20 protein-coding genes are annotated in these 24316 nt (G+C 64.0%); 7 read left to right on the plus strand and 13 right to left on the minus strand.

The window, feature by feature from the left end:
* Positions 1–4: 4 nt before the first annotated feature.
* The 5 genes from BSY238_RS14225 (at position 5) to BSY238_RS14245 (ending at position 3659) form a co-directional block, all read left to right on the plus strand.
* Positions 5–283, plus strand: coding sequence for an NAD(P) transhydrogenase subunit alpha (locus tag BSY238_RS14225; RefSeq protein WP_223300146.1), 279 nt, complete (start codon positions 5–7; stop codon positions 281–283).
* A gap of 13 nt (positions 284–296) precedes the next feature.
* A complete protein-coding gene (locus BSY238_RS14230) occupies positions 297–1670 on the plus strand; it encodes an NAD(P)(+) transhydrogenase (Re/Si-specific) subunit beta (protein ID WP_069039718.1) in 1374 nt (457 codons plus the stop codon).
* A gap of 316 nt (positions 1671–1986) precedes the next feature.
* Positions 1987–2730: a Crp/Fnr family transcriptional regulator gene (locus BSY238_RS14235; protein ID WP_069039719.1), complete on the plus strand. Its 744-nt coding sequence runs from the start codon at positions 1987–1989 to the stop codon at positions 2728–2730.
* Between the two features lie 61 nt (positions 2731–2791).
* Complete coding sequence (gene arfB / locus BSY238_RS14240) at positions 2792–3190, plus strand: alternative ribosome rescue aminoacyl-tRNA hydrolase ArfB (protein ID WP_223300147.1); 399 nt, start codon at positions 2792–2794, stop codon at positions 3188–3190.
* A gap of 79 nt (positions 3191–3269) precedes the next feature.
* A complete protein-coding gene (locus BSY238_RS14245) occupies positions 3270–3659 on the plus strand; it encodes a hypothetical protein (RefSeq protein WP_069039721.1) in 390 nt (129 codons plus the stop codon).
* Between the two features lie 53 nt (positions 3660–3712).
* Here BSY238_RS14245 and BSY238_RS14250 read toward each other — a convergent pair whose 3' ends face one another.
* The 3 genes from BSY238_RS14250 to glsA all read right to left on the minus strand — a co-directional run bounded on the left by BSY238_RS14250 (position 3713) and on the right by glsA (position 7956).
* Entirely contained in the window at positions 3713–4471 is a 759-nt protein-coding gene (locus BSY238_RS14250) for a class I SAM-dependent methyltransferase (RefSeq protein WP_069039722.1), read from the minus strand.
* A 7-nt stretch (positions 4472–4478) separates the two neighbouring features.
* Positions 4479–5948: an NAD-dependent succinate-semialdehyde dehydrogenase gene (locus BSY238_RS14255; protein WP_083224158.1), complete on the minus strand. Its 1470-nt coding sequence runs from the start codon at positions 5946–5948 to the stop codon at positions 4479–4481.
* A 127-nt stretch (positions 5949–6075) separates the two neighbouring features.
* On the minus strand, positions 6076–7956 hold the full coding sequence (gene glsA / locus BSY238_RS14260) for a glutaminase A (RefSeq protein ID WP_150123948.1): 1881 nt from the start codon (positions 7954–7956) through the stop codon (positions 6076–6078).
* Positions 7957–8095: 139 nt separating this feature from the next.
* On the opposite strand from glsA, the gene BSY238_RS14265 reads away from it, so the two are divergent.
* Positions 8096–10357, plus strand: coding sequence for a CHASE2 domain-containing protein (locus BSY238_RS14265; RefSeq protein WP_069039725.1), 2262 nt, complete (start codon positions 8096–8098; stop codon positions 10355–10357).
* 24 nt (positions 10358–10381) lie between these two features.
* Here BSY238_RS14265 and BSY238_RS14270 read toward each other — a convergent pair whose 3' ends face one another.
* The 6 genes from BSY238_RS14270 to BSY238_RS14295 form a co-directional block, all read right to left on the minus strand.
* Positions 10382–11026, minus strand: a complete 645-nt coding sequence (locus BSY238_RS14270; protein WP_190295021.1) for an HD domain-containing protein — start codon at positions 11024–11026, stop codon at positions 10382–10384.
* Positions 11027–11083: 57 nt separating this feature from the next.
* Complete coding sequence (locus BSY238_RS14275) at positions 11084–11890, minus strand: hypothetical protein (protein WP_069039727.1); 807 nt, start codon at positions 11888–11890, stop codon at positions 11084–11086.
* 68 nt (positions 11891–11958) lie between these two features.
* Positions 11959–15027, minus strand: coding sequence for a TonB-dependent receptor domain-containing protein (locus BSY238_RS14280; protein WP_190295022.1), 3069 nt, complete (start codon positions 15025–15027; stop codon positions 11959–11961).
* 673 nt (positions 15028–15700) lie between these two features.
* A complete protein-coding gene (locus BSY238_RS14285) occupies positions 15701–16996 on the minus strand; it encodes a PP2C family protein-serine/threonine phosphatase (RefSeq protein WP_150123949.1) in 1296 nt (431 codons plus the stop codon).
* Between the two features lie 5 nt (positions 16997–17001).
* Positions 17002–17478, minus strand: a complete 477-nt coding sequence (locus tag BSY238_RS14290; RefSeq protein ID WP_069039730.1) for an ATP-binding protein — start codon at positions 17476–17478, stop codon at positions 17002–17004.
* A complete protein-coding gene (locus BSY238_RS14295; protein WP_069039731.1) occupies positions 17478–17822 on the minus strand; it encodes an STAS domain-containing protein in 345 nt (114 codons plus the stop codon). The genes BSY238_RS14290 and BSY238_RS14295 overlap by 1 nt, the downstream gene beginning before the upstream one ends.
* Positions 17823–18254: 432 nt before the next feature.
* Between BSY238_RS14295 and BSY238_RS18555 the strand changes: the two genes are divergently transcribed.
* A complete protein-coding gene (locus BSY238_RS18555; RefSeq protein ID WP_190295023.1) occupies positions 18255–19265 on the plus strand; it encodes a PEP-CTERM sorting domain-containing protein in 1011 nt (336 codons plus the stop codon).
* A gap of 84 nt (positions 19266–19349) precedes the next feature.
* Here BSY238_RS18555 and BSY238_RS14305 read toward each other — a convergent pair whose 3' ends face one another.
* From BSY238_RS14305 to BSY238_RS14320, 4 genes are all read right to left on the minus strand, one after another.
* Positions 19350–20312 carry an AEC family transporter gene (locus tag BSY238_RS14305; protein WP_223300148.1) on the minus strand — a complete coding sequence of 321 codons (963 nt, stop codon included), beginning with the start codon at positions 20310–20312 and terminating at the stop codon, positions 19350–19352.
* Entirely contained in the window at positions 20309–21604 is a 1296-nt protein-coding gene (locus BSY238_RS14310; RefSeq protein ID WP_069039733.1) for an MFS transporter, read from the minus strand. Before BSY238_RS14310 ends, BSY238_RS14305 begins: the two co-directional genes overlap by 4 nt.
* A gap of 74 nt (positions 21605–21678) precedes the next feature.
* Positions 21679–23685 (minus strand): TRAP transporter large permease, encoded by a 2007-nt coding sequence (locus BSY238_RS14315; protein ID WP_069039734.1) that lies wholly within the window; start codon positions 23683–23685, stop codon positions 21679–21681.
* On the minus strand, positions 23682–24284 hold the full coding sequence (locus BSY238_RS14320) for a TRAP transporter small permease subunit (protein WP_069039735.1): 603 nt from the start codon (positions 24282–24284) through the stop codon (positions 23682–23684). Before BSY238_RS14320 ends, BSY238_RS14315 begins: the two co-directional genes overlap by 4 nt.
* Positions 24285–24316 lie beyond the last annotated feature (32 nt).

Below are 24316 nucleotides of genomic sequence, written 5' to 3' on the forward strand. Positions count from 1 at the left end.
TCGAATGATGGAAGCGCTATATATCTTCATGCTCGCCGCCTTCACCGGTTATGAGGTGATTGCCCGTGTGCCGGTCATCCTGCACACCCCCCTGATGTCGGGTTCCAACTTCGTGCACGGCGTCGTGCTCGTCGGTGCCATGGTCGTGCTCGGCCATGCCGATCCGGAAGATCCGCTGCAGCTCGCCATCGGCTTCATCGCCGTGGTGCTGGGCGCGGCGAATGCTGCCGGCGGCTACGTCGTGACCGAGCGCATGCTCGCCATGTTCACCAAGAAGAACTGAGGGAGCCGACAACGTGACTGCAAAACTCCTGGTCGACGCATCCTATTTCGTCGTCGCCGTACTGTTCATCCTCGGCCTGAAGGCCATGGCCTCGCCGGTCACTGCGCGCAAGGGCATCGTGTGGGCGGGCATCGGCATGGTGGTGGCCACCCTGGTCACCTTCTTCACGCCCGGCATGCAGAATTTCGGGCTCATCATCCTCGCCATCGTCATCGGCGGCGTCGCAGCCTGGTGGTCGGGCAAGGTGGTGAAGATGACCGACATGCCGCAGATGGTTGCCATCTACAACGGCATGGGCGGTGGTGCTGCCGCAGCGATCGCCGCGCTCGAATTTGCGCGCGGCGGCGTGCATGGTGTGGTGTTCACGACGCTCGCCACACTTGGCGCGCTGATTGGCGCGGTGTCGTTCTCGGGCTCCTGCGTGGCATTTGCCAAGCTGCAGGGTCTGATGAACAAGGCCTGGCGGCTGCCGGCGCAGAACGCCGTCAACATCGTGCTGGCCCTCGTCACGGTTCTGGTGGGCGTCGGCATCGTGGTCAGCGGCGACCCGACACCGACCCAGATCATCACGTTCTTCGTGCTGTCGCTGGTGCTGGGCGTCATCATCACGCTGCCGATCGGTGGCGCCGACATGCCGGTGGTCATTTCGCTGTTCAATGCCTTCACCGGTCTTGCCGTGGGCTTCGAGGGCTATGTGCTGGGCATTCCGGCGCTGATCATCGCAGGCATCGTGGTGGGGGCAGCGGGTACGCTGCTGACACAGCTGATGGCCAAGGCGATGAACCGCCCGATCACCAACATCCTGTTCTCGCCGATCACCGGCGAAGCGCAGGCGGGTTCGGGTCCGACAGGCACGATGAAGGAGTGCTCGGCGATGGATGCCGCGTCGATGATGCGCTACGCGCAGAAGGTCATCATCGTGCCGGGTTACGGCATGGCGGTGGCCGGCGCCCAGCACAAGGTCTATGAGATGACCAAGCTGCTGGAAGAGGCGGGCGTCGAGGTCAAGTTCGCCATCCATCCTGTGGCCGGCCGCATGCCGGGTCACATGAACGTGCTGCTGGCCGAAGCCGGCGTGCCCTACGAGCAGATCTTCGATCTGGAAGAAATCAACGAAGAGTTCTCGCAGGCCGACGTGGCACTGGTCATCGGCGCCAACGACGTCGTGAATCCGGTTGCCCGCACCGACAAGACCAGCCCGATCTACGGCATGCCCATCCTGAATGCCGACAAGGCGCAGAACGTCATCGTGATCAAGCGCGGCAAGGGCGCAGGCTATTCCGGCATCGAGAACGCGCTGTTCTTCGAAGAGAACTGCCGCCTGTGCTACGGCTCGGCGCAGGGCGTCGTGTCGGAAATGATCGGTCATGTGAAGTCGCTCAGCTGATCGGACCGCAGGCCAGTGAAGCCGCGGGTCCGCCATGGCGGACACGCGGTTTTTTTCTGTCTGGAATGCCCGGTGCGCGCTCGCCGCGAAGGCCAATGATCGGCTCGTGGCGGACGACCTTCGTGACTCGAAAGCCGGCCCGGGGACTCTGCGAGTTGTCACCCGGCCGGATACGGGCTATACGCATGACGGGCGGCGGCGCGGATCATCTCCGCAGCGTCGCCTGCAGCGGCCTGCGGTGCAGTGCGACCGGCCTTCCATTCACGCGGTTTTCCGTACCTCCAGATACTCCAACCCACCCTCGAAGGGACAGGCCATGTCGACCAAAGATGCCGAAAGTGCATCGCCGCCCGATCCGACGGCGAACCGGATCCTCGCGTCACTGCCTGACAAGGACCTCGCGCGCCTGCTGCCCGATCTTCAACTGGTCGACATGCCGATCGGCTGGACCCTGTCGGAATCCGGCGATCATGTGAATTTCCTGCACTTTCCGGTTTCCGGCATCGTGTCGCTGCTCTATTCGCTGGAAGACGGCTCTTCGAGCGAGACCGCGCTGGTCGGCAACGAGGGCATGGTCGGCATTTCGATCTTCATGGGTGGCGAAAGCATGCCCACCAGCACCGAAGTGCAGAGCGCCGGACAGGCCTACCGTCTGAGCCGCAAGGTGATGCAGAACGAGTTCGGGCTGGGCGGTCATCTGCAGGCCCTGTCGCTGCTGTTCACCCAGGCGATGATCAGCCAGACGGCGCAGAACGCGGTGTGCAACCAGCACCATGAACTGGACCAGCAGATGTGTCGCTGGCTGCTGATGAGCATCGACCGGCTGGACGGCTGCAAACTGGCCGTCACCCAGGAGCGGGTCGCCAAGCTGCTCGGTGTGCGGCGCGAAAGCGTGACACAGACGCTCGGGTTGCTCGAGAAGGAAGGGCTGATCGCGCGCTCGCGCGGCCTCATCACCGTCGTCAAGCGCTCGAAGATGGAAAAGCGTGTGTGCGAGTGCTACGGCGTCGTGAAGGAGGAGTACGACCGTCTATTGCCCGCCCGCAAACGCAGGAACTGAAAACCGTCCCGGTCCGGGGCACAATCCGGCATCGCCGCCTCGGTCGCCTTCCGTCATGCGCATGCCCTACACCCTGCTGCCCGATGAAATCGAATTCACCGCCATTCGCGCCCAGGGGGCAGGCGGGCAGAACGTCAACAAGGTGTCGAGTGCGGCGCATCTGCGCTTCGATATCGGCGCCTCGTCGCTGCCGGACGAACTGAAGGCGCGACTGCTTGCGCTCGGAGACCAGCGCATCACCAACGAGGGCGTCGTGGTGATCAAGGCGCAGACCTTCCGCAGTCTGGAAAAGAACCGTGCCGAGGCGCTGCGCCGGCTGGACGAACTGATTGCCTCGGCCGCCCATGTCGCGAAGATTCGCCGTCCGACGCGGCCCGGTCGCGCGGCGGTCGAACGACGGCTGGCCGGCAAGACCCACCGTTCGGCGATCAAGGCCGCTCGCCGTGGCGGCGAAGAATGAGCGCACCGGGACACCCCTTGCCGAATCGTGCCGCGCCGTGCGTGCTTCCGTCGCGTTTCATCCACCGCACCGAAAAGCCATGACACCAAAAATCTTCCGCATGCTCATCGCGCTCTACCTGCTGTGCGTGGTGCTGGCGGTCGTGTCGCACATCGCCACCGCACCTGACCTGCCCGAGCCACTCCGCGGCTACGTTGCAGCGCAGGACGCGACGAGCTGGATGACCGGCATCGGCGGCATGGTGTATCTGGCGCTGGCATCGATCTCGACCGCCGGCCTGCTGCTGTTCCGGCGCTGGGCGCGCCCGCTGTTCGCCGTCGTTGCGCTGGCCGGCAGCGTGCCGTGGGACGGGGCGACCGTCTATCCGCCGCTGGAATATCTGTTCGTCAATCTCGAATTCATGCTCGCCGGCGCAGTCATTGCGTCGAGCTGGGCGCCCGCCGTGAGCGCCCGCTTCACGCATCGCTGAGCGCATCGGAACGTACGCTGCAAACGCGATCACGATTCAATGTCAAACAGGCCCTAACGCAACCCGACGCGCAGCGACAGCGGCCAGCTGACCGTCCGTGCCTGCGCCGGGTCGCCCCACGCCGCGAGCAGGGCGACCGACAGCCGTTCGACCGGATCGAAGCCATTCGCGGCCCTGAAGCGCGCGGTGGCAGACCAGGTTTGCAGGTAGCCAAGCAGTTGCGCCGCCGTCCACCGCGCCGACAGCGCGAAGTCCGGCGCGGGCAGCAGCGGGAACGGGAAGGGCAGGTCGCGGTAAGCGGTTTCGACATGCAGGCGCTCGGCCGGCCACCAGGGGCCGACCTCGTCGCGATAGAAGTGCTGCACGAGACGGTCCACCGCATCACCCTCGCCGCCGACGTGCAGTACGCCGTAGCACCATGTCGCGATCACGCCACCCGGTTTCAGCACCCGCCGCACTTCAGGGTAGAAGCGGTCAAGATCGAACCAGTGCAGCGCCTGGGCGACGACGACCAGATCGACCGATGCATCATCCAGCTCCGACGCCTCGGCCGGTGCAACCCGGTAGTCGACGCGCGCATGCGGGGTGGCTTCTGCGATCTGCGCGGTGCTGGCGTCGGTTGCGATGACCCGCCCGAACACGCGGGCGAGATCGATCGCCGCCTGACCGGTGCCGGTGCCGCAGTCCCACACGCAATCGCGCGCGGCGCAATGGTCGGCCAGCCAGTCGAACAGTTCCGCCGGATAGGTCGGGCGGCTGCTCGCGTACTGGCTGGCGAGCGTGGCGAAGTGATCGGCGAATGCGCGGGTCACGGCCTGATCATGACCCGATGGGCGCCTGACCGATGTCGACGCACAGATACTTGATGTCGAGATAGTCCTCGATGCCGTGTTTCGACCCTTCACGGCCGAAGCCGGACTGCTTGATGCCGCCGAATGGCGCCACCTCGTTGGAAATGCGTCCGGTGTTCAGGCCGACCATGCCGAAATCCAGCGCTTCGGTGACGCGCCAGCCGCGGCCGATGTCTCGCGTATACAGATACGCGGCGAGTCCGTATTCGGTGTCGTTGGCCAGCGCGATGGCTTCGACTTCGCTATCGAAGCGGAACACCGGTGCCACCGGGCCGAATACCTCTTCGCGTGCGATCTGCATCGCAGGGGTCACATCGGCCAGCACGGTCGGTTCGAAGAACGTGCCACCGAGCGCATGCCGGCGCCCGCCGCACAGCACGCGGGCACCCTTCGCCTTTGCATCGGCGATCAGCGCCTCGACCTTCTCAAGCCCTGCCATGTTGATCAGCGGCCCCTGTTCGACATCCGGATCGGCGCCATCGCCGACCACCAGCCGAGCCGATGCGTCGGCCAGCCGGGCGACGAAAGCTTCATGAATGCCCGACTGCACGATGAAGCGGTTGGCGCACACGCAGGTCTGGCCGCTGTTGCGGTACTTGGCTGCCAGCGCGCCCTGCACTGCGGAATCGACATCGGCGTCGTCGAACACGATGAAGGGCGCATTGCCGCCCAGTTCGAGCGACAGTCGTTTCAGGGTCGGGGCGCATTGCGCCATCAGCCGCCGGCCGACCGCGGTCGAACCGGTGAAGGACAGCTTGCGCACCGCCGGGTCGGCGCACAGCGTATCGCCGATCTGTGCCGGATCACCGGTTATCACGTTGAGCACGCCCGGCGGCACGCCTGCGCGCGTGGCCAGTTCAGCCAGCGCAAGCGCGGTCAGCGGCGTCAGTTCCGACGGCTTCACGACGATCGTGCAGCCGGCCGCCAGCGCCGGTGCAACCTTGCGCGTGATCATCGCAAGCGGGAAATTCCACGGCGTGATGGCGGCGCACACACCGACCGGCTGGCGCAGCGTCAGCAGTCGGGTGTCGGGCGCCGGCGACGGGATTGTTTCGCCATAGACCCGTCGGCCTTCTTCGGCAAACCACTCGACGAAGGACGCACCGTATTTCACCTCGCCGAGCGCTTCCGCGCGCGGCTTGCCACCTTCGGCCGTGATCAGCGCTGCGAGGTCCTTTTCGTGCGCCAGGATCAGCGCAAACCAGTCGCGCATCACGACGGCGCGGGCTGCCGCGGTACGCGCGCGCCAGCCGGGCAGGGCGCGTGCCGCCGCTTCGATCGCCCGCGTGGTTTCCGCCGCGCCGCAGCGGGGTACGTCGGCCAGCCATTCGCCTGTCGCCGGATTTCGCACGGTCAGCGTCGCGCCGTCGTCGGCAGCGATCCATTGGCTGTCGACGAGGTTGGTGCTGCGCCGCAATCCGGGGTCTTGCAACATCATGGCGTTCATTTACGCGGAAGGCCGGAGGTCGCATGGTAACGGAACGACTGACGGGCCATCCGAACGCGATGCCCTTCAAGGGCATGCGACGCTCGTTGCCCCTAAGGTGTCGGCGAAAGTCAGCCTTTCAGGCCAATGCCGACACGCACTGTGTGGAGCGACGCAACTTGTCGGCGAGATCCCGCGCAAGGTTCTCCAGTATGACGCTCCGGAATTCGGGGTTTTCCAACGAAATGCGGTCGAAATCTCGCACCTCGAGAACGCTGCACCGTACATCACTGTCGGCATAAACGGTGGCAGTACGCGTCTTCTGGCCCAGTAACACCATTTCGCCGAAATTCGTACCCGGACCGAGCGAGGAAATGCGCTGGTGCTTGCCGTCTTCCGTCGGTATCAACACGCTGATCTGACCCGCTTCGATGAAGTACACGCGGCCGTCGCACGCTTCGCCCACCGTTAGAATCTGCGCGCCAGCGGCGAACTGCTGCGGGTAGGCAGCCTCATGCACCTTTTGCATGAGTGCTTCGGGCATGCCGGTGAATAACAGCGAGTCCGCCAGCGGTCGATACGACATCGCGCTGCAGGATGCCTCACCGATCAAGCGGTTCTCGCACCATTCGACCGCCAGATCGTTGTCTTCGAAGTGCAGTACGCCTCGGTCGCCACTGGGTGTCGTCTTGCGCAGACGTTCCTTTACGGGAGAGCCATCACGGATGCGCGAGCACACGACGGCGATGCCCTCGTCCATCAGACCGAGTCGCGCCTGGTGCAGCAGCGTGGCCGCGCTCTCGGACATGCCATCTACCTGATTCATGTCCAGGATGAAACTGTGCGTTTCGGCCGCGAGCCCTATCATGCGCCGGATGACGTATTCGATGCCATCCACCCCCAGAAAGCCGTGCAGGCAGAGGTACTTGATGCGATGCGCGTTGGCAGTGAGCCAGACCCGCGTATCGCCGGAGGTCTGCCGGCGAGACGGCGCGTCGGCAGCGGTGTAGAGGCGGCCCAGCGTCATGCGCGGGTCGCCTGCCGGGGTGAATACGTGCAGGTTGAAGTCTTTCGACAGATGCTTGCACGCCTCGATCCCACGCACGCTGTTGCCTTTTTCATCCAGCAGCGGGGAAAAGATGGCGATGCCGAAGCGCCCCGGCAGCACGGCGATGATACCGCCGCCGACGCCACTCTTTGCCGGCAGACCGATTTCGTAAAGCCAGCTGCCCGCATAGTCATACATGCCGCAGGTTGCCATGACGCTGAGCACGCGTTCGACGTGCTCGGCCGGCAGCGCGCGCCTGCCTGTGACCGGGTGTACCCCGCCGTTTGCCAGCGTGGCGGCCATGAAGCCCAGGTCGCGGCAGCTCACTTCGATCGAGCACTGGCGGAAGTAATTTTCAAGCGACGCCATCGGTTCGCCGTCGATGATGCCGAAGTTCTTAAGCATCCAGGCGATCGCGCGGTTGCGAAAGCCGGTCGCGCTTTCCGAGCGGTATACCGACTCATCAACGCTGACTTTCCTGCCCACGAAGGTAGAGATCGAGTCCTCTATCCTTTGCCATTGAGCTTCGGGAGTGTCACCGCAAACAAGGCTCGTGGTGGCGATTGCACCGGCGTTGATCATCGGGTTGATCGGCGCACCAGTTTGGGGATCAAGACTGATTGAATTGAAGGCGTCGCCACTCGGTTCGACGCCGACCTTGCTGCTGACGAAATCGAGCCCGCGGTCGGCCAGTGCCGTGCCATATACGAAAGCCTTGGAAATCGACTGGATCGTGAACACCTCGTCGGCATCGCCGACCGAATAGACCGTGCCATCCATGGTCACCAGACAGATGCCGAACCAGGCCGGGTCGGCCTTGGTGAGTTCAGGGATGTAGCTGGCAAGCGCGCCGTCCTGAATACCGGCAAGACGGTTGTGCAAGCATTCCAGGTAGGCCTGGATCGGAGATTGCATGGTGAGGTAGTCCTTTTCTCCCTTGTGACCATGGGTTAAGGCAAATCCCGTGCCCACTGCACTTCATCGGTGCAGACGGATGGCATGGCAGCATGATCGATTGCTGGTGATCGCGGCGCCACCCACCCGTGCCGGACGGGATGCGCCCTGCCGTATGATCCGATTCAACTCCGACAGATGGCTCCATACGCAATCAATGAATAGCCGCAAAAGACGTGCGCAGAAGGGCCTGGCGATCGGTCTGCTGACTGCGTTGGTGGGCATCACCGTCAGCGTGATCGACAGTGGCGGCAGCTTCGAGCGCAGCGCCGGCCTGTCGTGGCTATTCCGTCTCCGTGGTCCGGTCACCCCGCCGCAGGAGGTCGTGGTGGTCGCTATCGACGGCCGCACGGGTGAACATCTCGGTCTGCCCAGTCAGCCGCGGGACTGGCCGCGCACCGTGCATGCTGGTCTGGTCGACGAACTGACCCGTCGTGGTGCGTCGGCCATCGTGTTCGACATGCAGTTCGACAAGTCTAGGGTGAGCGCCGATGACGTTGCATTTGCCGCGGCCGTCGACCGTTCCGATCGTGTGGTGCTGATCGAACTGGTGACCGGCAAGCGTCAGCCGGTCACCGACGCCGAAGGTCGCCCGTCGGGATCGATCTGGGTCGAGCAGCTAGTCCAGCCGTTGCCATCACTGGTCGACGCCGCAAAGGGGCTGGCTACCTTCCCGCTGCCCAAGATCGATGCAGCCGTCTACGAGTTCTGGGTGTTCAAGGAAAGCGTCGGCGACGCGCCGACATTGCCGGCAGCTGCGCTGCAGGTGCACGCGCTGAAGCTTTACCCGATCTGGATGGGCATGCTGCGCGAACTGGGCGTCGCCGGTCTTGATGACCTGCCTGCTGATCTGGCCGGGCTTGGCAAGGCGGCCAGCCTGCGCACCATCATGGGGCGTTTTCGCGAACGATTCGAAAATGACCCAACGGCAGGCGAACGCCTGCTGGCCCTAATCGAAGCCCGCTCCGACCTACCGACGGACCAACGGGATCTGCTGCGCGCACTGTGTGCGCTGTACAGCGGCGACCCGCACCGCCTGCTGAATTTCTATGGCCCTCCGGGTACCGTGCCGACCGTGTTTTATCAGGATCTGGTTGATGCGCAGGGCTCGGGTACTGGCCGCAGCACTTTCGATTTCCGCGGCAGGACGGTTTTCGTGGGTTTCGCCGACCTGTACGACCCGGGTCACCCGGATCGTTTTTACACGGTGTTCACGAACGATGACGGCGTCGATCTGAGCGGGGTGGAGATCGCCGCCACGGCGTTCGGCAACCTGATGACCGACCGCAGCATCCGCATGCTCGACAGCGCGCAGACCGCGGGGGTGCTGTTTGCCTTCGGCCTCTTCGCCGGTGCGCTGGCCTATCTGTTGCCGGCGCTCGCCGGAGTACCGCTGGTCATCGCACTGGCCGGACTCTATGCGCTGGCCGCGCAGTTGTCGTTCAACGCCACGGATCTGTGGATGCCGCTCGCCACGCCGCTGCTGGTGCAGCTTCCGCTCGCGCTCTTCCTCGGTCTGTCGGCTCAGTACCTGCTGGAACGCGGCCGCGGCCGACGCATGAGCAAGGCGCTCGGCTACTACGTGCCGGAGAACGTCGCTCGCGACCTGACTGACCGCCAGGTGGATCCGCATGCCTTCAATCGCGTGGTCTATGGCACCTGCCTGGCGACCGACATGTCCGGCTTTTCGACCATTTCCGAACAGTTGCCGCCGGATCAGCTGGCGGTATTCCTCAACGACTACTTCGATACGCTTGCCGGTGCGCTGAAGCGACAGAAAGTCGATGTAACTGAATTCCGGGCCGATGCCATCATGTGTGCCTGGACCGCTGACAAGCCCGATGCAGCCGTGCGCCGTCAGGCGGTATTGGCCGCGCTGGGGGCGTCGGACGCGATCACCGGCTTCAAACAGCGGCATCCGATGCTTAAGGCGTCGCTGCGCGTGGGGTTGGAGGCGGGAAATTTCTACGTCGGCCACGCAGGTGGTGGCGGTCACTTCGTATTCAGCATCGTCGGCGACACAGCCAACACCGCATCGCGTATCGAGGGTCTGAACAAGCACATCGGCACGCAGATTCTCGCCACGCAGGCGGTTGTCGATGGCCTGGATGGCTTCCTGCTGCGCCCGCTCGGCGATTTTCAGTTTGTCGGCAAGTCGGGCGCCATTCCGATCTTCGAGGTGATGGGTACCGAGACCACCGTGTCGGACATGCAGCGCGCGTTGTCGCGCCAGTTCGAGGGGGCGCTCGCGATCTTTCACAGCGCCCGCTGGGATGCCGCCACCGCCGCGTTCGAAGCGCTGCTGCAGGCGTTTCCGGACGATGGACCGAGCCTTTTCTATCGCACGCGCTGCGGCATGTATAGCGCCGGTACGCCTGCGCCAGAGGATGCGCGCGTGATCAGGATGGATGCCAAATAGCCACGCTGGCCGCCCCGTCAGCGATCAACCCTGCCGGGCACTGGCATCGCATTGTTCGCGGATCAGCTGTTCAAGCCGGGCGATGTTGCGCTGCTTGCCCGCGTCACGGAGCGTGCGTGCGGCGTCGCTGAAGTAGCGGTGGCTCGCGAGAAACGCGAGCTGGGTCGCCAGCCACTCGGGCCACGACACCGGATAGCCGAGCGCTGCGCGCTCCCGCCATAGTGCCTCGCTGGTGTCGAAGAAATCCTCCCGGCCGAGTGAATCCAGGTCCGCGTCGGCAAGCAGTGCTTCGTGCGCGTTCTGCGGCGACTGCGGGAGCTGGGTCGCCAGAATCATGCCGGAGATCCGTTCGATGTCGCGGGCGCCGAAACCGAAACCAGGCAGTACGTCATCAATGACACTTACGCCGATCTGCTCATGCCCGATGTGGTTCTGCACGTGGCCCAGGTCGTGATAGGCCGCTGCAACTTCGAGCACTTGCCGATCGGCGTCGGTCAGACCTGCCAGCCGGGCCAGCCGTGACACTGCTGGCAGTACATCGTGTTCTGTGTGACTGACGTCATGATAGGAAAAAAACGGGGGCAGCTCGGCACGCAGGCGCTGCAGCGCGTAGGCCACGGCGCCTGCGTAGTCAGGTTGGGGCTGTGCATCGGTTCGAAGCGGGGTCACATTGTCTTCCGCCATGGCGGGCGATGCAGGCCCGGGTGACCGGGCCCTTACCGCCGATCAGTACAGATAGCACTTCCGGATACCTGCGACTGTCGTGCAGAAATACGGGTCGTTGTTCAGCTCGATGTGTGTCGTCACTTCCCCTGCGGGCAGCGGCGGCTGGCGATCTGCCTTTTCCGCCGCTGTCAGAACACAGGCACCTTCCTCACCGGCCGCGAGCTCGGGGTTGCACTCCTGCAGCACCGAATTCGGGTCGTTACACACGCAGCATGTGTCACTGCCGTCGTTCAAACCGTAGAACGGCTGATCCAGTTCGAAATTGCAGACCAGCGCACGTCCGCCGGTGGGACAGGACACACCGGTCTGATCGAGCGTCGCTTCGAGGTTGCACGACTTGATGGGGGTGGCGAGCGGCGGCTGCGGTGCCGCGTTGCCCAGGCCGTAGCACAGGCTGATGGCGCTGACGGTCTGCGGAACGCCGCCGACCACCAGCTGCATGTTCGAGTCGGCTGTGACGCCGCCGGAGGGATAGATGATGACCGAAACGTTGCGGTTGGATTTGAGGATCGCGAAATCGACCGGCGTCGTCGCGGCGGAAAAGCCGACAACCTTCCCGCCGGAGACCGTATAGCTCGCCGATTCGCCCACCGTGTCGGCATCGCGCGGGTTTTCACTGCCGATGACCACGCCGGAGGTCTGGGGCGAATTCGTGCCCATCTGAATGATCAGATTATTGGCGGCGTAGTCGGCACACTGCTTGTTTCCTTCCGCCGGAAACACGGTGACTGCCTTGTCCGAGGCGAGGGTGAATGTTGCGTGGCTCATGATCAGTGCGGTGATCAGATTCCTGCCGAGTGTATGCATGGTGTGTGACCTCTTTATTTGTGATGTGGTGACGACGGTGTCAATCCGGACGAATCCGGAATTCGGAATCAGAAACCCGCTGTGAATCGGGCCATGACGATGCGCTCCGGAAAGTACGGGCCGATGACCGGCTCGTCGCGGAACTCGCGGTAGCTGTCGTCCTGGTAACGGAAATCACTGTCGAACAGGTTCTTCACGGCGAGACTGAGCACGCCACGACGCTGTGGCAGCCGGTAGCCGATCGACGTGTCGACAACGACGAACTGGTCGTTGCCCGATGCCTGGGTCGCGGTCAGCGAACGGCGCACTTCCTGGTCGACATAGGTCGCCGACAGCCCGGCGAACCAGCCAGAAGGCGCGAAATAGCTCAGGCGCACCGGCACGCTCCAGGTCACGACGCTTTCCGGCAGGTTGCTGTCCGCGGTCGCGATGCCGCGCTCGCTGCGATAGCGGTCGTAGGCCAGCTCGGTGTGCAGCGCAAGGCGCGAGGTGATCGTCCAGTCCGCATAGACCCGGTGCAGCTGTTCCGAGCGTTCTTCGGTTATCCACGAGCCGGCAAGCGCATCGAGCAGCGGCTCGTCCATGTCGCGGTGCGTGAATTCCACGCCGGTGCGCACCTGCTGATGCGCGCGCCAGTCCAGCCCGATGCCGTAGCGCTTCGAGCGCGTGCCGTTGAGGTCGTCGAACAGCTGGTTGAAGCCGGCAATCTGGGTCGGTTCGAGCGTGCGATTGCCTGTCAGCGCCGGCTTGACCACCTGGAACGCGGCTGCGCGCAGCCGCAGCGCGGGATTCACGTCCCATTGCACGCCGAATTTCGGGTTCAGGCGCCGGTCCTGAAAGGAGTCCTGCTCGAAATTGTCGTAGCTGGCGCCCAGCGTCCAGACCACTGACGGGTTCGGCCTAAGGTTCACATAGGCGTAGGCCCGCGGGTGGCGGGTCGGAAACTGTTCCTGGCCCGAAATGGCCAGCAGGTTGCCCAGAATCGAGTCGTCGATCGACAGATCGACGTTGTCGGTCCGGCGCGATTTGTTCCATGCGGCACCTATGACCAGATTCGACGTGTCCATGGCATGCAGCAGCTGGCCTTCGACCTGGTCCGACTTTGAACGGGAGCGTTGCCTGTTGGTCGAGGTCGTCGTGCCAAGCAACGGAGGCAGATCGATGACTTCACTCAGGTTCTCTTCACGCGTGCCATGGATGTAGGACAGCAGCAAGTGCGTCTGCGGCGCCGGCGAGTAACGCAGGCCTACACGGGTGGTTTCCTGCTTGCGCCCGATGCGCCGGCTGGCGATGAAATCGTCCGGGTTGAAGTTGAAGGCCAGATCGCCCTCGGTCGATTCGCGGTGGCGGTACTCCGCCTGCACATTCAGCGTGTCGCTCAATGCAGCTTGTGCAAACGCGGTGTACACATCCTGCTCAAGCCCGTTGTTGCGACGCCAGCCGTCCGTTTCATAATTGAGTGCGCCCAGGCTGAAAGAGTAGCGGTCGTACAGACCCGAAACCACCGCTTCACCGCCACGCGTGCCGTTGCTGCCCGCCTGCGCCGATGCGCTGAACTGGGCCTGGTTGCGTTGGAACAGCGGGGTGAATTCGTTGAAGCCGGCACCGGCCGGACCGCCCGAGGTAACGATGTTGAGGTTGGTTTCGCTGGTGCTCGGCTGGACCGGATTGATGTTCAGGTCCTGCAGCATCATGGCCTGCGTCAGTTCGCTGACCCGAGCAATCTCGCGCCGTCGGGTGTTCTGGTGAATGTCCGACAGGAACCGGTGGGCCGAGGCATCGGCCGGATCGAGTGCCAGTGATCGGCTGGCTTCAACGGCGCCCAGGTCGGGGAACCCAAGGTCGTTGTAGACGCGCGCCACGCTGGTGCCGCGTGCTGCCTGATCCTTGTCGAGCAGCAGTCGACTGCGGTACACGGCACGTTGATCGTTGAGCGCGGCCGACGCTTCCAGATCGATCAGCGCATCCACCGGCCGATTTGCGGTTTGCTTGCGGATACCGTCATAGAGGAAGGCTGTCGGATCGAATGGGTCGAGCGACTTGGCGATGTCGAACTGTTGGTCGTCCAGCGCGTCGCGCCGCTCCTCGAAATAAGCTTTGCCCAGATAGGCGCGCAGCAATGCCTGGTTCGGATCGAGCGCCACGGCCAGCTCCAGGTCGGCGCGTCCGGCTTCCAGTTCGCCGCTGCTGATGCGGGCCAGACCGAGGCCCAGACGGGCCAGAGGATCCGACGGATCGAGTTCGATGGCGCGCCGGAAGGCAACGTCGGCGGCGTCATCGCGATACTCCGCAAGCGATGCGAAACCCAGTACGAGCTGGGCGCGGGCCAGCTCCGGGGCGAGTTCCGCCGCCTTGCCTGCGGAAAGCCGCGCACGGTGCTTTTCGCCCAGCATCAGCTGCAGCTCGCTCAGACGCGCCCAGGCCAGCGCGGCGTCGGGCGAACGCTCGACTGCTGCAAGCAGCGTGTCGCGCGCCGCCTCGATGCGGAAGTCCGCTTGCTGCGAGTAAGAAAGCGCGATGCGCGTCGCCGGAGTGTCGTTCAGCGCCACCCCCTTTTCGGCTGCGGCAAGCGCCAGGCTGCGTTCATTGCGCACCACATGGATGATGGCCCGCAGCGCGTACGCAAGACCGGACTGCTTATCGCGTGCCAGTGCAACGTCGATTTCGCGCGCCGCTTCGTCCTGCCGCCCGACGGCGAGCAACTGCGCTGCGCGTTCCAGCGGTGAATTCGCTTCGCCGCCTGCAGCCAGGATCGGCGGGTAATGGAGCGACCACTGCACTGAGTCGCGTGGCTTGACAAGCGTACGCACGGTCGGCGCATCGCCCGCGCGGGTCGCGGCCTGATCGCCTGGCTTGAGCGCGACCGAGCCGCGCTCGTTGGCCGCGACGACGCGGCCCTCCAGAACCAGAATGGAAGATTGTTCATCGTCAACCCGTACTTCGAATTCGGTCCCCTCGATCGACCCGTTCAGGTAGGGCGTGTTGACTGACATGAGTCGTGGCTTGCGGCTGAATGATTGCAGCGCGCCCTTGACCAGCTCGACGAAGGACCGCTCTTCCTTCTTGCCGCTGATTTCGAGCAGACGGATGGTCGTGTTCTGGTCCAGCCGCATCACCGCTTCGTTAGCCAGCACCACGGCGGCACGCCCAGACTTGCCCACCCGGATCGAATCACCGCGGCAAAGGATCTGTTCCGGCTTCGCTGGTTGCCAGCCAGTCTGCGCGCCCGTTTGCACCTGTACCTGGCCTTCGATGGATGCAAGGCGTCCGGCAGGTTCCTTGCAGGTGCCGGCCGCGAGTGAGGAAAGCGGGAAGGATGAGAAAACGACCGACAGAAGCAAGGCTGATGGGCCCCCAGCTGATGTGCGCACGCAGTGTCTCCCCGCCTTTTTGTTTTGAGCCCCATGCTCCGCAAGAATCCTGCCAAACAGATTTCTGATCTGAGGTCGCGGGCTTCCATCCCCGGCATAGAGGATGGGAGACCCGTTCCCGGCGCCGTGGATTCGTGAAGGATCTGGTCGCTCAAGCCCCTGACCCACCTTCTCGAGATCATCCGGTTGAGCCCTTTTCGGCCGCGTTTCCTTATCAGTTGAGGAGAGCAAGGGACTAGGTCCTGAAATTTGAAGTGTCTGCACCGCAGCGTGAAATCGGACACAAAAATTCATGTTCCAAGCGGCTGGTTTCACCGGTGTCGTGGCCGCCTGCAATCGTTCGGCACGGATCGATGCCTCTGAATGGTGCGTTTTCATGGGTATGCGCCTCATCCTGGGGCTGGGTGTTTCGCCGTTGCTGCGCCCGATGTGTCCGTGTTCATCGAGCACCCGGTGCGCGAGTGGTGCGACGCAGCGCCAGAAGCGTGCAGTCGTCCTCGGGCTGATGCGGTGCCGAGAAATCCGCGACTGCCTTGCGTATTCCCTCGATCAGGCCCTCGAGGGTGTCCATGGCCCGTAGCGTGACCACCTCGACAAGACGCTCGCTGCCGAATTCCTGCCGGTCGGGGGACTCGGCTTCCGTCACGCCGTCCGTGAAGCAGAGCAGCGTCTCATCGGAACCGAGCACGATCTCCCGTGTCGCGTAGGCTGCGCCTGGAATGGCACCAATCAGGGCGCCTTTCGGCAGCGGCAGGAAAGAAGGCGTGCCGTGGCGAACCAGTAACGGTGCACAGTGCCCGCCGTTGGCGTATGCGAGCCGACCCGTATCCACCTCGAGGATGGCGCAGAAGAGGGTCACGAACATGTTCGTGTCGTTGCCGGCACATAGTTGCTCGTTAAGTTCCTGCATGAGGCGTCCGGGCTCCCGCACTCCCATCGCGGTCACCCTCATCAGACCAACTACCCGAGCCATGAACAGGGCAGCCGGAACGCCATGGCCCGAGACATCGCCGACGCAGAAGAATAGTTGTCGGTGGTCGAGAAAAAAGGCATCGAAGAGGTCGCCGCCCACGGCGGAGGCCGGTTCCATGAGCGCTGCGATATCGATGTCCTCCCGGTCGGGAAACAGCGGGCGCTGATGCGGCAGCATGCTCGCCTGCAACTGACGTGCGATGTCGAGTTCCTGGCGCAGATAGTCGAGCTCCAGTCGCCGGCGTTGCGACTCCAGCATCACCAGATTGCTTCGGCGCATCCGCGCGGCAAGGATGGTCAGCAGATTGCGGGCAAGCTCCGGAATGACGCTCAGTCGCTGAAAGAAGACAGTCTGCGGCAGACGCAGCACGCGCGACGTGGTCATCGACATGACCAGCGCAGAGACGGGTTGGCCGTCAATTGCGGACAGTTCGCCGACGGTCTCACCTGGCGTGATCGTGACCGCCGGCCCGGCAGTCAGGTTGTCGCTCACGAACGCTCCGAGTTCGCCCGACAACAGGAGAAAGACGTTGTCGTTCAAGCTACCTGGGTGCAGCAGGGGCATGCCCGGCAGCAGCGTCAGTACCTCGCAGTCCGCAATCGCCTCCTGGACGATCGATGCGTCGACATTTCGGAAGAGGGCGAAAGATGCGATGCCTGAAAGACGCCGCTCCGCGGTCCCGATGCGGTTGTCCGGTTCGCGGTGCAGTGCTTCGGAGCGACGATCACGGGAGCGTCCGAAACGCGTGGTCTGGATCGGCACGGAAATCAGTCCTGTTTTCCGCTCGCCGGCTCGTCCCAGCAAACCTTGAAAGTCAGATGGTTGCGATCTGAGTGGCGGCCATATTCCAGCGCATCCGCGAAGGCGCGCATCATCGTGAGACCAAGTCCACCCGGTTCGGCATCGTAAAGATTGGCCGGGCGTGGTTTTTGCCGGACCGACAGCGGGTCGAAGGCGAACCCCGAATCGATCACCGTAACCGAAGCTTCACCTCGGCAGCCCTCGCTTCGAGTGACGAAAACAAGGCGCACCTCATGCTCATGCGCGGCCGGCCCGCCGTGCGCGATTACGTTTGCTAGTGCTTCGTCCAGGCACTGATCGAGTCGCATGATCTGTTCGACAGGCAGGCCGTGATCCGATCCTGTCGCTGCGAGCCAGGCGGACGCAATTCGAAGATCATCGATGACAGCCCGGATGACGCACTCCGAATGCAGGCTGGGGCAGCGCTGCGCCGACGTATTCATCAGGCAAGCGCGGCAACCCGTGCTTCCGCCATGTCCTTGCAGATCGGAATCAGTGCGTCGATGCCGGTGCTTTCCAGTACCGAGCCCACCGCCTGATTGCCGCCGATGAACAGCACCAGCCGCCCGCCGCGCTGTTGCTGCGCCTTCGCATTCATGATCAATGCCCGAATGCCCATCGAAGCCAGAAAGCTGACCTCGCTGATGTCCACTACGATGCGGCGCTCGACCGATGCAGCAAGCGCCGTGAAACGGGTTGCAATCGCATCGGTGCCCGGAACGTCGAGGCGACCGCTGATCGAAATGCACCGAAGGGTTTCAGTCACGTCTTCGAATTCGATGGACATTGGGATTCCGGTTTTTTGGTTAAGGAGCGCAACAGGCAAGTCTGCTAACTGCACGTGACACGCAGATGAAGAATTTGTGAATGAACCGGAGCGCCATGCGCGCGGCCGAATCGCGTATGGCGCAAGGATGGGTGTGCCACCTGATGTTCCGCCCGCTGTCGAAGATATTTACACGGTCACGGCGCGGGCATGAAGAAGCGGCAAGCTTGCGCGCGGCGGAAAGATTGAAGACCCCGGTCGGGTCGGCTTTTGGTGCACGCGCGGAACTTGATCCACATACAGGAAGTTCTTTTTAATCAGATCGCTGCGTGCAAGCGCCGCAGATCGACGCTGGGGCGGGTGCGAGTAACGCCGGGGTAGCCGCATCGTTCTAGCACCTATCTTGCTTGCTCTGTTGGGTGGTCGGACGAGACAATTCGCGCGAGGACAGACATGGATGCAACACGAAAGGCACACCTGATTCACGTTGTGGCTGCGGTTGGCGCGTTGCTGTGCGCGACCGCATCGCCGGCCAGAACGCTCTCATTCGGTAGTGTTGCGACATCGACCGCCTGGACCTACTCATGGTCCAGCGCGGAACGTTACGCGATCGTTCTTGAAAGACTGGTTGTTGATTCGCCGCCGTGCGGCGCTTCGAGCGACTGGTGCTGGGAAGAGGTCTATCCGGATCAATGGGAACAGTCATCGACTGCGCTCGCCAACGTGGTCGTGGAGGACAGCGTCTCCGGCTCGCCCCTGCTGAGAGTTGATACGGCGTGGGCGTCGGCCCGGGCGAATACCAGCCTCGGTTCGAACAAGGCCTATGCGATTGCCCGTGACAGTTCGGAATTCGATTTCGAACTGCTCGACCAGAGTGGCAATGTGACCTACGCCAGCACCGGATCGTCCTGGTCGCGAGCGCGCGCGGAAAGCTCCTATAACGAGCCGTTCGTTGCGTCCGGGTCAGGCGAGGCGACATTCCAGTTTGCGGTTGAACGGCATGCTGTGGCGCGGGGTCCGGACGGATTGATCAGCTTCAGCGACCCGGTCAAATCCTTCACCTACTACCGATCACTTTTCGGCGACGCCAACGCAGAAGGTGCGCTTGACGTGATGCTGTACAGGCTCGACGGCGCCGCGCCGCTTCTGGTCAGCCGGGAGACTTTCGACATCGGAGTCGATGATGGTGTCGAAAACTTTTCGTTCGCGGCACAGCTCGAGGACGGCCTGCAGTACGCGTTCATCGTGTCGCTGAGTGCTTTCGCGATCTGGGATGGCGCAATGGATCTTTATGGCACCGCGACGCTGACCGGCATCCAGGTGCAGGCAGGGCAGTCGCTGGCCTTCAGTTCCGGCAGCCTGTACAGCGTGACCGCGGTACCCGAACCGCAAACGTGGGCCATGCTGATTGCGGGCTTGATGCTGTGCGCCGGTATTGCGAGGCGTCGCAATCCAGTCGGATGAAAGATTCAAGACTCAAGTTGGAGGCTGCGACGCCAGGAAATGTTCAGCCGCTTTCAGCTTTGGTCTCGCAGCTCGCAACTTGTTTCAGCCGAACAGCCCGAGCGCCATCAGTAAGGGCAGCGACAGCCAGAACAGCAGCGTACTCCAGCCGATCAGCAGCGCCGAGGCGGCAGCATCGATCTTGAAGCGCTCGGCCAGCAGCAGCGATGTCATGAAGGTCGGCGTGGCGCATTCGACCAGCGAGGCGCGCTGCGCTTCGGTCGGAGCGTCGGACCAAAGCAGCACGATGGCCCAGATCAGCAGCGGTGCGACCAGCAGCTTGACCGACGCGGCGACCAGCACTTCGGTGCGCGGCACCAGCCGGCGCCATGGAATGGTCATGCCGAGTACGAACATGATGACCGGGATGGCCGCCTGGCCGATGAAGCGCGCCGCCTCGATCAGCGGCGGATAGGCAAGTCCGCTGTACTGCGCGCCCAGTCCGAGCGCAAACGCCCAGATCGGCGGCATCATCAGCACCGTGCGCAGAACGTCCGGGCGCTCGCCGTCCGCATGCGAGCCGAGCCGGGTGGCGATCCACACGCCCAGCGTCCATACGACAGGCATGGTCATGAACATGTCGTTGAAGATCGCGTAGCGCATGGCGCCGGCGCCGAAGAAGAATTCCAGCACCGGCGCACCGACGTTGAAGGTGTTGCCGAACATGCCGCCGAGCATCAGCGAGGCGCGCGTCGTGTCGTGAAGTCCGGCGCCCAGCCGCGTCTTCCAGAGCAACACATAGAGCAGCGCGCCATTGGCCAGCGTACCGATGCCGACCAGCAGCGGCACCGTCAGCAGTTCGAAGCTGATCGGCGTGCTGGCGGCGACCGCGAACAGGATGGCCGGATAGAACAGATAAAGGACCAGCCGGTTCAGCTGCGCGCGCAGCACGCCTGCATCGTGACCTTCGCCCATGCGTGTCGCCCACCAACCGCCGGCCGCGACCAGCAGCGACAGCGGCAGCATGACCTGCACCATCAGCCCGAGCAGATTGCTGCCCAGCGTCACACCTGCACCTCGGTCAGATTGCGGCCGCGCGTTTCGGTCACCAGGGCCGCACCGGCCAGCCCGATCAGCGCAGCGACGACGAATACCGACATGCCGGACGCCATGGCGGCAGCGGTCGGCTCGCCCGGCCCGCCGATCTCGCGTTCGATCACCCAGCCGACCAGCGGCTGCTGAATGGCGGCGCCCAGAAAGCAACCGACATTGACCACACTGGTGGCCATGCCCGACAGCGCCGGCGGATTCACCTCTTTCGCGCTGGCCCAGCTCAATGTGAAGGCGGCGGCCGACATGCCGAGCAGCGCGAACAGCGCATGGCTGGCCAGCGGTGTCAGCGGCATGCCCTGGGTGAGTGGCTGCCAGCACAGCAGATACACCGTGCCGACCGCCAGCATGACGCTCTTGCGCCGGCGCAGCCGGTCGGACAACCGTCCGATGAACAATGCGCCGAAGGCGAAGGCGACCAGCATCAGGGTGGCGTGCTGCGCCGCCAGCGCGCGATCCATGCCCTGAACCTTCATCAGCCAGGGCACGCACCACAGGCCGGCGAACGAAAAGAAGCTGCCGGCGATGCCCAGATTGACGAACAGCCCGGGCCAGGTCGAGCGGTTGCCGGCGACGCGCCGCAGTCCGGCCTTCCAGTCGTCGGCCAGCGGCGCATGAGCGGGCTTGCCGGACAGTTCGCGCAGCGACGGCAGGCCGGCGTCTTCCGGCCGGTCACGCACGTGCAGCCAGGTCAGCACGGCCAGCAGCATCGACAGCAGGCCGAGCGCCACGAATACCGAACGCCACGACACCACGCCGACCAGCAAGGCCAGCGGCGTCGCAGCGACAGCCGCGCCGAGGTTGCCGATGAACTGGGTCAGCCCGCTCATCGTGGCGAAGCGGCTTTCCGGAAACCAGGCAGCGTTGATCTTGAGCAGCGCGAGAAAGGGGAAGGACACGCCCAGGCCGACGAGTGCCCGACCGACCACCGCGACGTACAGCGAATCCGCCTGGGCGAAGATGATCGAGCCGATGCCGGCGATGACGCCGCCGAAGGCCACGATGCGCCGTGGCCCCAGGGTGTCCATCAGCACGCCGGTCGGGATCTGCATCACCGTGTAGATCCAGAAGTAGCTGGCCGCGAGGATGCCCAGCGATGCCGGGCCGACCGCAAAGTCGCGTGTCAGCTCGCCGGCAATCGCGGCCGGCGCGGTGCGGTGGAAGAACACCAGCACATACGAACAGGCGAGCAGCAGGAAGGCGGTCCAGCGCAGGCGGACCAGCAGGCGATTCGGTTCTGCAGGAGGCATCGATCGGATTTTACGTGGCGCCGCAGGAATGCGGAGGTGCATCGGCACCTCCGCGGCGTGCTGTGACGGTTACGTCAGTTGTACAGATAGTTCGGCAGCCACAAGCCGATGCCGGGGAACATGTAGAGCAGGATCAGCATGATCACCTGGATGCCCATGAAGGGCAGCATGCCGGCGAAGATCTGGTTCAGTGTCACGTGCGACGGCGCGACGCCCTTCAGGTAGAAGGCCGACATCGCCACCGGTGGCGACAGGAAGGCGGTCTGGAGGTTGATCGCCACCAGCAGGCCGAAGAACAGCGGATCAATGTTGAAGTGCGCCAGCAGCGGCACGAAGATCGGCATGAAGATGACGATGATTTCGGTCCATTCGAGCGGCCAGCCGAGGATGAAGATGATGCACTGCGCGAGGATCATGAACTGGATCGGTGTCAGATCCATCGACAGCACGAAATTCTCCACCAGCTCCTGTCCGCCCAGCAGCGCAAACGCGGCCGAGAAGATCGCGCTGCCGACGAACAGCCAGCACACCATGGCCGAGGTCTTGGCGGTCAGGAAGACCGACTCCTTGACGACCCCGAAATTCAGCTGGCCGTAGGCCGCCGCCAGCAGCGCGCCGCCGAAGGCGCCGATCGCCGCCGCCTCGGTCGGTGTCGCCAGTCCGAACACGATGGAGCCGAGCACCGCCAGGATGAGCACGGCCAGCGGAAAGAAGGACGACAGCAGCATCTTGAAGATTTCCAGCCGCTCGAAACTGAGGATGGCGTAGAACGCAATCAGCAGCACGGCGCAGATGGCGCAGGCAATCCAGAAGCTCGATGGGGCGGTCGGTGCGGCGACGGCGTCGTTCGCGGCAGGCGTTTCGGCACCCGGTTCGGCCAGTGACGGAGCCGGCGCTTCTGCGGCCATGGGCGCCGCTCCGGGCGGTTCCGCGAGACCTGCTTCCTGCGGTGGCTCGGATACGCCCGCCTCAGGCGGCTCGGACAGTCCCGATTCGAGCGGTGGTTCGCCCAGTCCGCCTTCGGCCGGCGGCTCTGCCAGCCCGCCATCGCTGTCCGGTTCGGCCAGTGATGACGATGAATAGCTGCTTTCGAACGATTCAAGACCGGCCGGCACTTCGTCGATCACCTTCACCGCCGTCATCGAGCCGTGGATGGCGAACAGCGATACCGTCACCGCGATCAGCGGCAGCAGCGCGAGTCCGAGCTGGCCGAGCAGATTGCCCATCGGCACATCGGCGTTGCGCGGGCCTTTCAACGCAGCCAGCAGCGAGGGCAGGGCACGCGAGCCGTACTGGCGCGCCACCTGCGCAGCGAGTGCCGGCAGCGGAACGTGGCGTTCGGCCTCGGGCAACGGCGGCGCCCAGTCCGGGCGCAGCTTGGCCATGATGATCACATACACGATGTAAAGGCCGGCAAGCATCAGGCCGGGGAAGAAGGCGCCGGCGTACAGCTTGACCACCGACACGCCGGCCGTCGCGCCATAGACGATCAGCATGACCGACGGCGGAATCAGGATGCCCAGGCAGCCACCGGCCGTGATGACGCCGGCCGATAGCCGTACGTCGTAACCGGCGCGCAGCATGGCCGGCAGCGCCAGCAGGCCCATCAGCGTGACCACCGCACCGACGATGCCGGTGGCGGTCGCGAAGATGGCGCAGGTCACCAGCGTGGCGATGGCCAGCGAGCCGGGCAGGCGCGACATCGCGAGATGCAGGCTCTTGAACAGCTTTTCGATCAGGTTGGCGCGCTCGACCAGATAGCCCATGAACACGAACAGCGGGATCGAAATCAGCACGTCGTTGGTCATGACCGAAAACGCGCGCTGCACCATCAGGTCCAGCGTCTGCTGGGTCGCGATGCCCGGATTCTGCGAGCGGTAGGCCAGCCAGGCGAAAATGACGCCCATGCCCATCAGCGTGAAGGCGGTCGGAAAGCCCAGCATGATGGCCACGACGACCAGTGCCAGCATCAGCAGGCCCAGGTGTCCGCTGGTCCATTCCGACGGCGCGGGCATCAGGATGGCCGTGGCGGTGATGATGATCGCCATCAGGCCGAAGCCGAAACGCAGTTCCTTCCTCATTTCGCGCTCCCGGCCGGCGCCTGTTCGGGCAGATCGGCATGCACCATGTGGCGCAGCTTTTCGACGTCGACTTCCTCCACGTCGCGCACGCGCGACGGCCATTCACCCTGGCGGATGCAGATGATGCAGCGCAGGATTTCCACCACGCCCTGCAGCATCAGCGAGGCACCCGCCAGCGGAATGATGGCCTTGAACGGATAGATCGGCGGGCCGTCGGCCGACACCGAAGAGTGTTCGTTGATCACCCACGATTCGGATGCGAAGTCCCAGCCGGCCCAGCACAGTGCCAGCACGCCCGGGATGAAGAACACGAAGTACAGGATGAGGTCCAGCGTCGCCTGGGTGCGCGGCCGGAAGAAGCCGTACAGCACGTCGCCGCGCACGTGGCCGCTCGCCGCCAGCGTGTAGGCGCCCGCCATCATGAACAGCGTGCCGTACAGCATGTAGGTGGCGTCGAACACCCAGGCGTGCGGCGAATTCAGCACGTAGCGGGAAAACACTTCCCAGGTGATGACCAGTGTCAGCAGCACAACAGTCCACGCGAAGGCGTGGCCGACCAAGGTGTTGAATCGATCTATGCGCAGCAGCAGTTGTTGCATGGCGGTTTCCTGATCCGGCAGGCACGCGCATC

This window comes from Methyloversatilis sp. RAC08 (assembly GCF_001713355.1).
Classification (GTDB): domain Bacteria; phylum Pseudomonadota; class Gammaproteobacteria; order Burkholderiales; family Rhodocyclaceae; genus Methyloversatilis.

What these genes read in the sequence shown, in the direction of transcription:
- BSY238_RS14225 (WP_223300146.1), top strand. Translation starts at nt 5, where the DNA reads ATGATGGAAGCGCTATATATCTTCATGCTCGCCGCCTTCACCGGTTAT.
- BSY238_RS14235 (WP_069039719.1), top strand. Translation starts at nt 1,987, where the DNA reads ATGTCGACCAAAGATGCCGAAAGTGCATCGCCGCCCGATCCGACGGCG.
- arfB (WP_223300147.1), top strand. Translation starts at nt 2,792, where the DNA reads ATGCCCTACACCCTGCTGCCCGATGAAATCGAATTCACCGCCATTCGC.
- BSY238_RS14245 (WP_069039721.1), top strand. Translation starts at nt 3,270, where the DNA reads ATGACACCAAAAATCTTCCGCATGCTCATCGCGCTCTACCTGCTGTGC.
- BSY238_RS14255 (WP_083224158.1), bottom strand. Translation starts at nt 5,948, where the DNA reads ATGATGTTGCAAGACCCCGGATTGCGGCGCAGCACCAACCTCGTCGAC.
- BSY238_RS14265 (WP_069039725.1), top strand. Translation starts at nt 8,096, where the DNA reads ATGAATAGCCGCAAAAGACGTGCGCAGAAGGGCCTGGCGATCGGTCTG.
- BSY238_RS14275 (WP_069039727.1), bottom strand. Translation starts at nt 11,890, where the DNA reads ATGCATACACTCGGCAGGAATCTGATCACCGCACTGATCATGAGCCAC.
- BSY238_RS14290 (WP_069039730.1), bottom strand. Translation starts at nt 17,478, where the DNA reads ATGAATACGTCGGCGCAGCGCTGCCCCAGCCTGCATTCGGAGTGCGTC.
- BSY238_RS14295 (WP_069039731.1), bottom strand. Translation starts at nt 17,822, where the DNA reads ATGTCCATCGAATTCGAAGACGTGACTGAAACCCTTCGGTGCATTTCG.
- BSY238_RS18555 (WP_190295023.1), top strand. Translation starts at nt 18,255, where the DNA reads ATGGATGCAACACGAAAGGCACACCTGATTCACGTTGTGGCTGCGGTT.
- BSY238_RS14310 (WP_069039733.1), bottom strand. Translation starts at nt 21,604, where the DNA reads ATGCCTCCTGCAGAACCGAATCGCCTGCTGGTCCGCCTGCGCTGGACC.
- BSY238_RS14315 (WP_069039734.1), bottom strand. Translation starts at nt 23,685, where the DNA reads ATGAGGAAGGAACTGCGTTTCGGCTTCGGCCTGATGGCGATCATCATC.
- BSY238_RS14320 (WP_069039735.1), bottom strand. Translation starts at nt 24,284, where the DNA reads ATGCAACAACTGCTGCTGCGCATAGATCGATTCAACACCTTGGTCGGC.